Here is a 12,849-nt window from a genome sequence, read left to right as displayed (position 1 = left end):
AAAAGGGTTAGTAAACACCTAACAAAATTTTCACATCTAAAATAGAACCCATAAAAAAAACCGATTCATTTCTGAATCGGTTTCTACTGGCGGAGAAAGAGGGATTCGAACCCCCGGACCTGTTACAGTCAACAGTTTTCAAGACTGCCGCATTCGACCGCTCTGCCATTTCTCCAGTAAGACTCGCAGTACTTCCGTATTGCGAGTGCAAATATAAAAGCTTTTTTTAATTAAAAAAACAAAAACTACACTTTTTTTAGAAGTTTTTTTTAACCTTCTGATTGTCAATAATCAGTAGTCAAACTTTTTTTTTAATAATTTAAATATTCTGTAATTTCTAGTCCATAACCAATCATTCCGACACGTTTATTTTGCCATGAGTTGGTTAATAATTTAATCTTTGTAATGTCTATGTCGTGTAAAATTTGTGCACCAATACCAAAATCTTTAGTATCAATCTTAATTTTTGGTGTAGAAAAATCACCTGTTTCTTGCATGCGTTTTAAATCTGCCAAACGATCCAACAATTCTACAGATTGTAATTCTTGATTGATAAATAAAATGGCACATTTGTCATGTTCTTCAAACTTTTTGAAAATGTCTTCTAACTTTTTATTTAAAGTATCGGTTAAGCTTCCTAAAATATCATTGGTAACTTGTGTAGAATTAATTCTAGTTAAAATTTCTTCACCTTTACTCCAACTTCCTTTAGTTAACGCAATATGAACTTGCTTGTTAGTCACTTGTAAATACGCTCTTAATCTAAAGTTTCCGAAACGTGTTGTAATTTCAAAATCTTCTTTTTTCTTAATTAAGCTATCGTGTTGCATTCTGTATGCCACCAAATCTTCAATAGAAACTAATTTTAAATCGAATTTCTTAGCCACTTCAACCAATTCTGGTAATCGCGCCATAGTTCCATCTTCATTCATAATTTCGCAAATTACCCCAGCTGATGACAAGCCAGCTAAACGGGCAAAATCAATTGCGGCTTCGGTATGCCCGGTTCTTCTTAATACACCACCTTGACGGGCGATTAATGGAAAAATATGACCTGGTCGGCCTAATTCATAAGGTTTGGTTTCTGGATTTACTAATGCTTCAATTGTTTTAGATCGGTCTGCCGCAGAAATTCCGGTAGTGACACCATTACCTTTTAAATCAACAGAAACTGTAAAAGCCGTTTCCATGTTGTCGGTATTGTTGGTCACCATTGAATGTAATTCTAATTCTTTACATCTCGATTCAGTTAAAGGCACACAAATTAAACCTTTACCATGTGTAGCCATAAAGTTAATCATTTCAGGCGTAACTTTATCAGCAGCTGCTAAGAAATCACCCTCATTCTCTCTGTCTTCATCATCAACTACAATGATCATTTTACCTTGACGAATGTCTTCTATCGCTTCTTCAATTGTGTTGAGTTGTATTGTATTGCTCATTAGTTTGTTGTATTGTTGTTAGTTGTTAAATTCAGATATAACTTCTTTAAGTCGATATCTATTGTAAGAAAAAACAAATATAAAAAGTACCAAACCAAAAAAATAAGCGATGAATGGAGGCACAAAGCTATCTTCTCTTTTAGTAATTCGTTTAATTTCGTTTAATGTTTCAGATGATTTATGAAGTAAATAATACATTAAAATAACACTTATAAATCCGAATATCAAAACCAATAAATTTGAAAGATTAATAATCACAGTATAGCTAAGAAGATTAAATAGCAATGCTAATAAAGTCTGTTTCTTATATAAATCAGAATAACTTACTAGTTTTAAATACTCTAAATTATACAAATTATTACTTTCTAATAATTGTTCTTGAGAAATACCTTTTTGTTCTAGAATCTTTAATGCTTTAATTCTAAATTCATTTGAATAAGAAAATTGCTTATAATTTTTCACAACACTAATAAGACTTTCTTCATTAAATGAATTCAATTTAATCACATCCTCATCGTTAGAATCCAGAGAAATATTTTTTAATGAAATGATACTTTGATTAAATTTAAAATCGTTAGAATTCTTAATCTTAAATAACTTATTAATTGGATTTATCAACCAATCTAAATCGATAGTTAAACCCATATCATTTGTGGCTCTATAAGTAAATAATATTGCAAAAGGCGTAAGAAGTAATGCACCCGCTGCTACCCCAAGAAAAGGGTGAATAGCATCTTGACCTGCTAATTTTTTTCCAAAAGTATTGGCAAAATTAAAGATGATGAAAATTAATACCGCAAAAACGATTGGCAAACCTAAACCACCTTTTCGAATAATAGCTCCTAAAGGTGCGCCAATAAAAAACATCAACAAACAAGAATAAGCGACTAAAATTTTATCATAGTAAGCAATCCAGAAATCATTAATATATTTCTTTTTCATTTCTAAATCTTTCTCGTAACTGTCCAAAGAAAAAACAGTATTGGAAATATTACTTTTCGCAACCTCTAACAAAATAAGCTGTTTGTCGTTAGGAAAAAGTTCTAAAAGGTTCTCCTTAATTTTAGTAGTCGGTTGTATAGCTACTGGCGATTGACTTGTGGTACCTTGCAAAACATTGGTTAAATTTTGAGAGGCTTTATCAATATTTTCACTGTAAGAAATAACATCTTTTTTATAGTTTACATCAAGAGAGTCAATAGTATATTTCAATTCGCTCATGGAAAGCATATTGAAAGCATTGATTATTTCACCACCTTCTTCAGAACTACCATTAAGTCGCGCTAAATCGATATTAATCGTGTATTTTTTAAAACTACTTTTTGCAAAGGGCAACTTGTCTCTTTCTTCTATTTTTTGAGGTTGAATATCTTCATAATAATTACCATCCAATAAATCTAATTGCAATAAATTGGTTGACTCATCACTCTTTAAAACACCGTTTTTAGCTTTAATTACAGTTGTAACAGGTCCAAACTCGCCCTTTTTCATATGCATCGTGATGCCTTCTAAAAACTCGCCATTTTCTCCTGATTTTTTTTCTACTTTTATAGTCGTAGTAGGACCTATTTTATTAAACTGTCCTTCACCAATAGCCATTGCTGGTTTAGTTTGAAGAATGTTTTTTCTCAAGTTTACGAATCTGTATTGTGCCTCTGGAATTATGTTATTAGCAAATAAAAATGCAATTAAACTAAAAACACTCGTACAAACAATTAGAAATTTCATCGCCCGTCTTAACGAAATTCCACCTGATTTCATGGCAGCAAATTCATAATTTTCTGCAAAACTCCCGAATGTCATAATTGAAGCCAATAAAATCGACAAGGGTAAAACCAAAGGAACCATTATAGGCGAATAATAAAAAATAAACTTAAAAATGGTTACAAAATCTAAATCTTTTCCTGCTAATTCAGCGATAAACAGCCAAATACTTTGCAAAACGAATATAAAAAAAAGGATTACAAATACCGTAGTAAATGTAATCAGGAAAGATTTTAATAAATATTTATCTATAATTTTCATTTATTTTTATGCTAAATTTATAGCAAAAAACATCTGCTATGTAAAATGTAATCTGACAATTAATCCGCTTTATTGATGTAATAATTTGGATATTTCGCTTTTACAAAGGTAAACTGATTTTTCGGTAAAGTTTGGTTAAATTTAAACGAAGAAACTGTTAAAGTTGTTTTGGTACCGTTTTTACCAACTTCAATCAAATTATAAATGTGATTGGTTTTTGTGTCGATTCCAATTAAAACTTCTTTACGCTTATCTACCACACTAGATGGTGTTAATTTTACATATTGAATGGTTTTTCCAGCTACAGGTTGCTTGATATCCATAGCATACTTAAATCCTTTTTTGAAGAACGTAAAAATTTTATTTGGAGACATCGCATTGGCATCATTTTCATCATGATTAGATACTGTCACCTCTTCATCTTCTGGAACAATGGTGTATATTTTTTTCCCATCGAAAATTTTAGTAATTCCCATGAAACTCAAATGATATTTATTTCCTTGTAAAATTACAGTTCCTTTACTTTCCTGATTGATGTTTTCCTTAGCATTGTTAATAGCGTATTTGAAGTCGATATCCATATTCTTATAGGATTTGGCTTTAGCTACAACTTTATCTAATAAATTTTTGGCAACATTAGCATCTTTTTTTTGTTCCACTTCTTTAGTACTAAAAGCAACTAAAAATATTGCAACTGCAGTAATTGTAACTAATTTTTTCATCTATGTATAAAATCTATTGTTCGTTTTTAAAAAATATTTCTAAAGAGGTTAAATCGCTAATTAAAACTTGTCTGGCTTTACTTCCTTCAAAAGGACCAACAATTCCAGCAGCTTCTAATTGATCAATAATTCTTCCTGCTCTGTTATATCCTAATTTTAATTTTCTTTGAATTAATGAGGCAGAGCCTTGTTGCGCCGAAACTACAACTTCTGCGGCATCTCTAAATAAAGAATCTCTTTCCGAAATATCCATATCAAGTTTTATGCCACTTTCTTCTCCTACATAATCTGGTAATAAGTAGGCATCTGGATAGGCTTTTTGAGCACCAATGAAATCACATATTTTTTCAACTTCTGGTGTATCGACAAAAGCACATTGTACACGAATTAAATCGTTTCCGTTTGAAAACAATAAATCTCCACGACCAATTAACTGATCGGCGCCACCAGAATCTAAGATAGTTCTAGAATCAATCTTAGAAGTTACTCTAAAAGCAATTCTTGCTGGGAAATTCGCTTTAATCATACCTGTAATTACATTTACAGATGGACGTTGTGTCGCAATAATTAAATGAATTCCGATAGCACGAGCCAGTTGAGCCAAACGTGCAATTGGCAGTTCTACTTCTTTTCCTGCCGTCATAATTAAATCGGCAAACTCGTCAACAACTAAAACAATATAAGGTAAAAAGCGATGACCGTTTTCTGGATTTAGTTTGCGTTGTTTAAATTTTTCATTATACTCTTTAATATTTCGAACCATCGCATCTTTTAATAAAGAATAACGATTATCCATTTCCAAACATAAAGAGTTTAAGGTGTTAATTACTTTCGCATTATCAGTAATAATGGCTTCTTCTGTATCAGGAAGTTTCGCTAAATAATGGCGCTCAATCTTATTAAAAAGCGTCAATTCTACTTTTTTAGGATCCACCAAAACGAATTTTACTTCGGCAGGATGTTTTTTGTATAATAACGAAGTTAAAACCGCATTCAATCCGACCGATTTTCCCTGACCTGTTGCCCCTGCCATTAATAAGTGTGGCATTTTTGCTAAATCGACTACCAATGTTTCATTAGAAATCGTTTTTCCTAAAGCGATGGGCAATTCCATTTCTGCTTGTTGGAATTTTGGCGATGCAATGGCACTTTTCATAGAAACCATTGACGGATTAGCATTAGGAACTTCAATACCAATAGTTCCTTTTCCAGGAATCGGTGCGATAATACGAATTCCTAGTGCTGATAAAGACAATGCAATATCATCTTCCAAGCTTTTAATTTTAGAAATTCTAATTCCAGCTTCTGGCACAATTTCATATAAAGTCACCGTCGGACCAACTGTAGCTTTAATTTGTGCGATTTCAATCTTGTAGTTTTTTAACGTATCTACAATTTTATTTTTATTTTCTTCTAATTCAGCTTGATTGATTGTGATTCCAACACCTGTATAATCTTTCAATAATTCTATAGAAGGCATTTTAAAATTTGACAATTCTAAAGTGGGATCAAACAAACCAAAATCTTCCACTAAGCGTTGCGCTAAACTTTCCTCAACAATGTCTTCTTCTTCTGGTTTTTCAATTACGAAAGAAGCATCTTCTGTTTGAATTAGTTCTGGTTGTTTTGGAAGAACTTCTTCAACAATAGGTTTCTGAGCTTCTAAATGAATTTCCGATGAATTTTGAATAGTGGGTTTTAATGCTTTTTTATCTATTTCAAATGAAGCAGTTGGTTCGGGACGATTGATAACTTGCATGTTCGTCCATTCGTCATCTTCTTCTTCCGTAACAATTGGTTTTTTAAGCGTTGAAACTGGAACTATAGTTTCCTTGATAGCATTATTTTCTGTGACAACAGGCGCAATATTTTCTTCTGAATTATCAATTTCTGGAGTTACTTCAACTGGATTGTTTTTGGCTTCCAAAAAGTCTTTTACTTTATCTGGAGAAACTTTAATTTTAAATATTAAAAATACAATGGTAGCAAAAATCAACAATAATATCGTACCTATTTTTCCCGAATAATCCTGAATTAAATCATTGATTTCAAAACCAATAATTCCAGATAAATGAGGAATAAAATCCCACAACAATCCAAAGAAAATTGAAATTGTGATGATTAAATACAAATCCCAAAACGTTGACTTTCTTAGTTTTTTTAAGGGCAAATCGACAATTAAATAAGCACCAACTAAAAAGAATATTTTCACAAAAATAAAAGAAGAAATTCCGAAACCTTTGTGCAAGAAAAGTTCAGACAACCAAGCTCCAATTTTGCCAAACCAATTTTCAACGGCCACTTCCCTATTTCCTAATTCATTAATCTGACTTTGATCGTTGTTGCCAGAAACATAGTAAGAAACGAAAGAAACCAATAAAATGATAGCAATAATAACAAACAAAACACCAACTATGAATTTTTGTCCACGTGATGTTTTGAAAATTGAATTACTTAATTTATTTTCGGTTGTATTTGAAACTTCTTTTTTAGCCATTAATTTTAAAAATTGAATATTTTTGGAGCATAAATTAATGTACCAACTGCGATGGCACTAAATGCTGCAAACAAAACTGCACCAGCAGCAATATCTTTAATAAAACCTATTTTATCATGAAATTCGGGATGAACAAAATCAGCAATTTTTTCTACAGCTGTGTTTAATCCTTCCACGGCAATGACTAAACCAAAAGCTAGAACTTGAATCATCCATTCTTCTCTTGAAATATTAAAATAAAATCCTGCAACAATCATAATAATCATAATAGAAAATTGGACCATTACACTGTGTTCGGTAGTTACTAATTTGTAGGCACCTTTTGCGGCAAAACCTACACTTTTAATTCTACCAGAAACAAATCTTTTATCTTGAATCATAAAATTATAAGGCTTTTAAAGCGGCTTCGTAATTAGGTTCGTTAGCAATTTCACTCACTAATTCTGTATGCAAAATCACACCATTTTCATCAAGGACAACAATGGCTCTAGCATGCAAACCTTTTAAAGCAGAATCAGTTAAAGTCAAACCATAATCGTTTCCGAAAGTTCCTTCTCTGAAGTCAGATAAATTTATCACATTTTCTAATCCTTCTGAACCACAAAAACGTTTTTGAGCAAAAGGTAAATCTCTAGAAATACACAATACCTTTGTGTTTTCTAAATCGTTTGCCATTTTATTGAAAGTTCTAACTGAGGTCGCACATGTTGAAGTATCGATACTTGGAAAAATATTTAAGATAACACGTTGACCTTTATAGTCTTGTAAAGAAACCTCTGATAAATCGTTTCCTACTAATTGAAATTGTGGAGCGGTAGTACCAACTGTTGGTAAAGTTCCATTTGTATGTACAGGATTTCCTCCTAAAGTTACTGTTGACATGTTTTTAAATTTTAAGGTTCAAAAATACAAAAAATATATAAGTGTTAAGTGAAATGTCTAAAAGTTTTTAAAGTCTTATAAACATAAATAATTTCGACTTTAAGATTCATCATTTCAAGACATTTAGCTTGGCGTTCTCAGCTGTAGTTTACACTAATTTCCACAATACATCTTCTGGTACTGGTGCAATAATCTCCAATAGATCTTTAGTTACTGGATGCGTTAAAACTAGCTTTCTAGCGTGTAAATGAATTCCTCCGTTTGGATTACTTCTATCAAAACCATATTTTAAATCGCCTTTAATGGGACAACCAATAGCGGTAAGTTGTGCACGAATTTGATGGTGCCGCCCAGTATGTAAATCGATTTCTAATGCAAAATAATTGTCTAATTTTTTAATTGTTTTATAGGATAATTTGGCTTCTTTAGATTCCGGAACTTCTTTCAAATGAGCTTTTGAAGTATTGTTTTTGGTGTTTCTTTTTAAGAAATGCACTAGAGTATCTTCTGTTTTTGGAGGTGCATTTTTAACAATTGCCCAATAGGTTTTTTGAGTGGCTCGGTTTTTAAACGTCTCATTTAAACGTGTTAAAGCTTTCGAAGTTTTAGCAAAAACCACAATTCCAGTTGTTGGTCGATCTAAACGGTGGACCACACCTAAAAAAACTTCACCTGGTTTATTATAAGCAACTTTTAAATACGATTTTACAATTTCAGATAAAGGTGCATCACCGGTTTTATCGCCTTGTACAATATCTCCAACTCGCTTATTCACTACAATTATATGATTGTCTTCATGTAGGATTTGAAGATTTTTGGAATCTGAAACTATTTTCATTTTTTTTAGTTATTGAGTTGCTTAATTGCAAAAACTCAAGTTGATATTTATAATAAGTTTTAACTTAATATTGCTCGTTCGCATTTGGGAAATCAACCGACTTAACATCTGAAACATATTGTCCGATTGCTTTTGTCATGTCTTCAAATAAGTTCATATAACGACGTAAGAAACGTGGACTGAATTCGTGTGTCATGCCAACCATATCATGTAAAACCAATACCTGACCATCTACTCCACTACCCGCACCAATTCCGATTACAGGAATAGAGATGCTTTCTGCTACTTTTTGTGCTAATTTGGCTGGAATTTTTTCTAAAACTAATGCAAAACAACCAATTCGTTCAAGCATTTTAGCATCTTCAATTAATTGTTCCGCTTCTTCTTCCTCTTTCGCACGAACGGTGTAAGTTCCGAATTTATAAATAGATTGTGGAGTTAAACCTAAATGTCCCATTACAGGAATTCCAGCATTTAATATTTTTTTAATAGAAGATTCAATTTCTCTGCCACCTTCTAATTTTACCGCATGTCCGCCACTTTCTTTCATAATTCTGATAGAAGAACGTAAGGCTTCTTTAGAATCTGATTGGTAACTTCCAAAAGGCAAATCTACTACAACTAAAGCTCTATCAACTGCTCTAACTACGCTACTAGCGTGATAAATCATTTGATCTAAAGTAATTGGTAAAGTTGTTTCATGACCCGCCATAACATTACTTGCCGAATCTCCCACTAAAATTACATCAATTCCTGCAGTATCCACAATTTTAGCCATAGTAAAATCGTATGCCGTTAGCATCGAAATCTTTTCGCCGTTAGCTTTCATGTCGATCAACGACTTTGTTGTAATTTTTTTATAATCTTTTTTTGCTACAGACATTCTTTTTGAGTTAGAAGTCAGAAGTTAGAAGTTGGAAGTTTTGGTTCGAACCACTTTTCTGAAAATTAATGAATACAAAATTAATATAAAGATATGGATTGTAACAATTTTTCTACATTTAATACCAATATTTAAAATTTACATGATTATGAGATACTTACTTATTGTATTGTTTTTAGGGTTTAGTTTATCGATTTCAGCTCAAGAAAAAGACCCGATCGATAGTGAACAGGCGAAGCAAATCAAACAAACCATTTCTATTTTTTTCGAAGGATTACAATCGGCTGATACTTTAAAAATCAAGACTGTTTGCCATGAAGAAATGAAATTACAATCTATTATGGAGAAAAATTCGATTGGAACTTTATCTTTCGAAACCAATGAAAAATTTTACAAATCAATAGCTTCCCTACCCAAAAACCTTAAAATTGAAGAGCGTATTTTAAATTATAACATTCAAGTTGATGGCTCAATGGCAAATGTTTGGACGCCTTATGAATTTTATGTTAATGATAAACTAAGTCATTTTGGTACAAATTCCTTTACTTTGCTTTTGGAAAACAATATTTGGAAAATTGTTCATATTATAGATACTAGAAGAAAAAAGTAGAATTTGAAAAAAATAATTTTATTAGTCAGCATTTTTATTGGTTTAGCTACAAATGCACAAGACAGTATTTCAAAAGTAAAAATCGATGTTTCAGGTTTTATTGATACCTATTATTCTTATGATTTTGACCAACCTGAATCGAAATTTAAGCAAAATTTTTTATATAATTACAACAGACAAAATAGCTTTAACGTAAACATTGCTTTAATAAGAGCAACTATCAATTATGAAAATGTGTATGCGAAAATTTCTGCACATGCTGGAACTTATGTAGAGGATAATTATGCTTCAGAAAGTATAAAATATTTAAACGAAGCGTATTTAGGTGTATTCTTAAATAAGAGTCAAACTACAACTTTAGAAGCAGGAATTTTACCTAGTTATATTGGATTTGAATCTGCTATAACTCACGCCAATTTAACGGCAACTCGCTCTATTTTAGCTGAAAATTCTCCCTATTACATGACTGGTGTAAAATTAAATCATCAATTTAATGAAAAATGGAGTCTAGCCGGATTAATCACCAACGGCTGGCAACACATTGAAAAACCAAAAAGCGATATAGCACCTTCATTTGGCACACAATTAGTTTATAAACCCAACAACAAAAACACATTAAATTGGAGTACTTTTTTAGGAAAAGAGGCTTATGCTGGCAATTTTAACATGCGTTATTTTAGTAATTTTTATTGGGATGCAACTTGGAATTCAAAATGGCGTTCTATTTTTGGAATAGATTATGGAATTCAGGATATTTCTTCTAAAAATAATGAGAAGGCAACTTGGTGGAGTCCAATTTTAATCACACAATATACAATCAATTCAAAATGGCAAATGGCTTATAGAATTGAATATTATCAAGACCGAAAAAATGCGATTATTTCGAGTCTTTTTCCTTTCGAAACTATTGGAAATTCAATTAATTTTGATTTTTTACCGAATTCGAAATTTAAAATTAGAACCGAAGGAAAATGGTATCATGCCACGGAAAATAATTTCGATTTAGGAAGCAAAAATAACAACTATTCTATTACTACTACAATGAGTTTTGAGTTTTAAAATCAAAAATGAAATGCGACAAAAACTAAACATAATCAAACGTTATATTAGACAACTATTTGATTTAAAATCCACTCAAGAAGCTGAACAAATTACCTATTTAGAAATTAAAGAAGGTGTTGAGTTTAAAGGTAAAAATTTGTGGCTATTGGTTTTTGCTATAATTATTTCATGCATTGGTTTAAACATAAACTCTAAAAGTGCTGTAATTGGAGCCATGATACTATCACCTGTAATGGGACCAGTATTTGGAATTGGATTCTCATTAGGAATTTCAAATTCAGATTTATTCAAAACCAGTTTAAAAAATGCCTTGCGAATTGTTTTGGTCAGCGTTATATTTTCTACATTATACTATTTAATTAATCCGTATTCCATTGAAACAGAAGAACTAATTAGTTTTTCAAAACCTACGTTTTTTGATGTATTACTTGCATTTATTGGTGGTTTGGCAGCTATGTTGGCCATTTCTAGAGAAAGTGGCACACAAGTAATTATCGCAGTAGCAGTGGCAACTTCTTGTATTCCACCATTATGTACCGCTGGCTTTGGATTAGCAACTTTAAACTTAGATTATTTTTTAGGCGGATTGTACACCTATAGTATTAACTCGTTATTCATTGGATTTGGAACGTTATTAATGACTAAATATTTAAAATTTCAGAAACATGTAGCTCAAAATATCAAACATGCAAATGGTTGGTTTTTTGTTTTAGGAATTTTAGCGATCGTTCCTGCAGCATATTTTGCCTATGTTTTAGCTGTCCAAAATATGTTTCAATCGAAAGTGGAACACATCATTACAAATCAAATTGAAAACAAATATCATGTCATAAATTATGACATCAATTCGGAATTAAAAAGCATTGAATTAGACATTTCTACACCAACATTTGATGCAAAAATTGAACAAAATATTACTGCTTTTTTTGATCAAAATAACATCCAAAATATAGATTTAACCATTCATCAATCCATTGAAGAGAATCAAGATTTAAGTAAGGAAATCAAGAAATTACAAATTGAAATTATGGCGTTGAAGAAGACTAAATAATTATTTTGTAATAAAAATGAATTTTCTTAAATTAGAATTTCATTAAAAACCTGCAATATTTAATTCTGTATAATCATTTTTAGTTAGGTTTACTTTCAGATGTACATTACAATTACCACCATCACACATATCAATCAACCTATATTTGTAATTTTCTTCTCTATTGTTATTTTTACAATAACAACTTACCCAAACTTCTTTTTCTTGATTTTGATTTAAAACCGCTATACATTGAAAGATGTAATTTTCCTTTTTTCTAAGTTTTTTTTTATTTTCAGTGAAACACTTCTTTAAAATAGTATCGATCTGAAATAGCTCACTTTGTTCTAAATCATAAGGTTTTATGGTTTTAGGCTTATATCCATAATTAATGGGTTTTTGAAATTCTTCATTAAATGAAAAAAACGCATAATTTTGATACCTTTCTAAGTTTAATTTACTTTTAATATTCAAAAGGCTATTTTTAATTTCAATTTTAAAATCTGAATCACCATCGACAAACTCAATAAAATTATTTTTAATAACTGCTTTGTTAGAATTTATTAATTTAAAACGTGAAAAAAATTCAATAGTATCTTTTTTTAATTGCAAGCGACCTTTAAATTTTTCCTGTTTTTCATAATTAACATGTGAAATAATAGATTCACAAAAATAAGAACTATCTGAATATATTATTAATCTGGCTTCATCTTTCCCTACAAAATTTTCATTTATATTTTCGGCAAAGACAATTATTTTTTTTCTTGATTTAACAATAAATTCATTATCTTTCTCTTTACATTGAATTAAAAGCCCAAGTAGCAGGAAGTATATTACTATATGTCTTTTCTCCTTCAT

The 12,849-nt window shown here is 30.8% G+C and carries 12 protein-coding genes and 1 tRNA gene; 3 read left to right on the top strand and 10 right to left on the bottom strand.

The genetic code is table 11. From position 1 onward, the window contains the following. Positions 1-87: 87 nt before the first annotated feature. From G4D72_RS05330 to panB, 9 genes are all read right to left on the bottom strand, one after another. Positions 88-175, bottom strand: a tRNA-Ser gene (locus G4D72_RS05330). A 136-nt stretch (positions 176-311) separates the two neighbouring features. Continuing rightward, complete coding sequence (ribB, locus tag G4D72_RS05325) at positions 312-1,442, bottom strand: 3,4-dihydroxy-2-butanone-4-phosphate synthase (RefSeq protein WP_166076587.1); 1,131 nt, start codon at positions 1,440-1,442, stop codon at positions 312-314. Positions 1,443-1,460: 18 nt separating this feature from the next. Continuing rightward, entirely contained in the window at positions 1,461-3,467 is a 2,007-nt protein-coding gene (locus G4D72_RS05320; RefSeq protein ID WP_166076586.1) for an LptF/LptG family permease, read from the bottom strand. Between the two features lie 59 nt (positions 3,468-3,526). Next, a complete protein-coding gene (locus G4D72_RS05315; protein WP_166076585.1) occupies positions 3,527-4,189 on the bottom strand; it encodes a LolA family protein in 663 nt (220 codons plus the stop codon). Between the two features lie 13 nt (positions 4,190-4,202). Further along, positions 4,203-6,686: a DNA translocase FtsK gene (locus G4D72_RS05310; protein WP_166076584.1), complete on the bottom strand. Its 2,484-nt coding sequence runs from the start codon at positions 6,684-6,686 to the stop codon at positions 4,203-4,205. A gap of 5 nt (positions 6,687-6,691) precedes the next feature. Then, entirely contained in the window at positions 6,692-7,066 is a 375-nt protein-coding gene (locus G4D72_RS05305) for a diacylglycerol kinase family protein (protein ID WP_166076583.1), read from the bottom strand. A 4-nt stretch (positions 7,067-7,070) separates the two neighbouring features. Next, positions 7,071-7,568 (bottom strand): thiol peroxidase, encoded by a 498-nt coding sequence (gene tpx, locus G4D72_RS05300; RefSeq protein ID WP_166076582.1) that lies wholly within the window; start codon positions 7,566-7,568, stop codon positions 7,071-7,073. A 148-nt stretch (positions 7,569-7,716) separates the two neighbouring features. Continuing rightward, complete coding sequence (locus G4D72_RS05295) at positions 7,717-8,406, bottom strand: RluA family pseudouridine synthase (protein WP_166076581.1); 690 nt, start codon at positions 8,404-8,406, stop codon at positions 7,717-7,719. Positions 8,407-8,470: 64 nt separating this feature from the next. Beyond that, complete coding sequence (panB, locus tag G4D72_RS05290) at positions 8,471-9,289, bottom strand: 3-methyl-2-oxobutanoate hydroxymethyltransferase (protein ID WP_166076580.1); 819 nt, start codon at positions 9,287-9,289, stop codon at positions 8,471-8,473. Between the two features lie 148 nt (positions 9,290-9,437). Between panB and G4D72_RS05285 the strand changes: the two genes are divergently transcribed. Genes G4D72_RS05285 through G4D72_RS05275 form a run of 3 tightly spaced genes read left to right on the top strand, consistent with a single transcriptional unit; the run spans position 9,438 to position 12,012 of the window. Then, the gene (locus G4D72_RS05285) at positions 9,438-9,899 is read left to right on the top strand and encodes a nuclear transport factor 2 family protein (RefSeq protein WP_166076579.1); all 462 of its coding nucleotides are present in this window, start codon (positions 9,438-9,440) and stop codon (positions 9,897-9,899) included. Between the two features lie 3 nt (positions 9,900-9,902). Then, positions 9,903-10,958, top strand: coding sequence for an outer membrane beta-barrel protein (locus G4D72_RS05280; RefSeq protein ID WP_166076578.1), 1,056 nt, complete (start codon positions 9,903-9,905; stop codon positions 10,956-10,958). A 13-nt stretch (positions 10,959-10,971) separates the two neighbouring features. Further along, the gene (locus G4D72_RS05275) at positions 10,972-12,012 is read left to right on the top strand and encodes a DUF389 domain-containing protein (protein WP_166076577.1); all 1,041 of its coding nucleotides are present in this window, start codon (positions 10,972-10,974) and stop codon (positions 12,010-12,012) included. A gap of 42 nt (positions 12,013-12,054) precedes the next feature. On the opposite strand, the gene G4D72_RS05270 is transcribed toward G4D72_RS05275, so the two are convergent. Next, positions 12,055-12,849, bottom strand: coding sequence for a hypothetical protein (locus tag G4D72_RS05270; protein WP_166076576.1), 795 nt, complete (start codon positions 12,847-12,849; stop codon positions 12,055-12,057).

The sequence above is a fragment of the Flavobacterium difficile genome, from assembly GCF_011392115.1.
GTDB classification, from domain to species: domain Bacteria; phylum Bacteroidota; class Bacteroidia; order Flavobacteriales; family Flavobacteriaceae; genus Flavobacterium; species Flavobacterium difficile.
The sequence above is the reverse complement of the archived record's forward strand: the minus strand, read 5'-3'. Positions and strand labels throughout refer to the sequence as shown.